Source organism: Pseudoflavonifractor hominis (genome assembly GCF_014288125.1).
Taxonomy (GTDB): Bacteria; Bacillota; Clostridia; order Oscillospirales; family Oscillospiraceae; genus Pseudoflavonifractor_A; species Pseudoflavonifractor_A gallinarum.
In genome coordinates this window covers 1-1,483 of sequence record NZ_JACOPR010000027.1, presented here as the reverse complement: position 1 = coordinate 1,483, position 1,483 = coordinate 1, and the positions used below count along the sequence as shown (strand labels likewise).

Below are 1,483 nucleotides of genomic sequence, written 5' to 3'. Positions count from 1 at the left end.
ATGCGCCGCCGTTGACAGTCCCGCCCGTCTTTGCTAAAGGGTAATCAAGGCGGGAAAGCCCTAAAATGGCTTCACACCTATTTCAATAATTGGAGGAGATAAAAATGAGATCAGAAAAGGAAGTTTATGATATTGTTTTGAATTTTGCAAAAACAGACAAACGCATTCGCATGGTTACTTTGGAAGGATCTAGAACAAATACAAATATTCCGCCTGATGATTTTCAGGATTTTGATATTACTTTTTTTGTTACGGATATGGACAGCTTCACAAGTGATGATAAATGGCTAGATATATTTGGTGAAAGGTTGATTCTGCAAAAGCCGGAAGATATGGAATTATTTCCAGCTGTAGAAAAGGGATTTTCATATTTAATGCTGTTTACTGATGATGTTAAGATAGATTTAACTTTGCTGCCGCTGGAACTGATAGACGAGTATTTTACATGGGATAAACTGGTAAAGTTACTGTTGGATAAAGACAACCGTATCGTAAAGCCGCCAATACCAACGGATATAGACTACCACTTGCAGAAGCCTACTCAAAGAATGTTTGACGATTGCTGTAATGAATTTTGGAATACTACAACATATGTAGTAAAGGGCTTATGCCGCAAAGAAATTCTTTTTGCTATTGACCATATGAATGATATAGTACGAAAAGAATTGCTTCGCATGATTTCCTGGCTGATTGGTATCAAACAGGGATTTCATTTCAGTTTGGGAAAAAACTATAAATTTATGAAGCAATATGTCCCAGAGGAATTGTGGGAACGACTTATGTCTACTTATAATATGGATTCCTATCCCCATATGTGGGAATCCTTTGAACAATGTATGGCATTGTTCCGGGAGGTTTCGTCAGAAGTGGCATGCCAGTTGGATTACCAGTATCCACTATATGATGAAAAAATCAGTAATTATGTGATTCGGCAAAAGAAAAAATATGGCATTGAAGATGATAACAAATAAAATTTTTTCAATCGAAAAAATTTATTTTGATTATTCAATTTTGAAAAACTGAATACCTCAAAATCAGAAAGAGCGCGGCCAAGCACTTTGAGGGATTGGCCGCCTTGTCCACCCATCCAGCGGGGCGGCGGGCGGCGGTCAAGGCCGGGTGTAACCCCGTTCATTTCAGCCTTGACGGTTGCCCGCTGTCCTGCTACTTTTCCGGGAGTGTGGCCACAACTTCGGGACACTTTGTCCACAAGTCGGAGCGTAGGACGAGGGACGGGGGCTTTCATATACGCCCTGTCTGCTGATGAAACCAGACCTGCGCTTGCGGCTCCACGCCACGCAAGCACAGCCCTGTTTTCTTGCCGCTTCAAATCTTGCCGCTTCAAATGCCCTTGCCCTCCCCGGCGGCAACGGCATTTTCACGACAACGCCGACAGAGCGTATAACACACTACACTTTGCTTCGCAAAGTCGTGTGCCAAATGGGGGCGTTGCCCCCTTTGGAAACCCCCACAAGAAAAGGCG

2 protein-coding genes are annotated in these 1,483 nt (G+C 42.8%); both read left to right on the top strand.

What is annotated here, in order from left to right; genetic code table 11:
• Positions 1–104 precede the first annotated feature (104 nt).
• Complete coding sequence (locus tag H8S34_RS14965) at positions 105–971, top strand: aminoglycoside 6-adenylyltransferase AadE (RefSeq protein WP_001255868.1); 867 nt, start codon at positions 105–107, stop codon at positions 969–971.
• Positions 972–1,263: 292 nt separating this feature from the next.
• Positions 1,264–1,483 (top strand): hypothetical protein (locus tag H8S34_RS15050; RefSeq protein ID WP_207725006.1); only part of this gene is annotated, 220 nt, incomplete at its 3' end.

Coding starts and splice junctions, on each gene's coding strand:
- H8S34_RS14965 (WP_001255868.1), top strand. CDS start 105: ATGAGATCAGAAAAGGAAGTTTATGATATTGTTTTGAATTTTGCAAAA.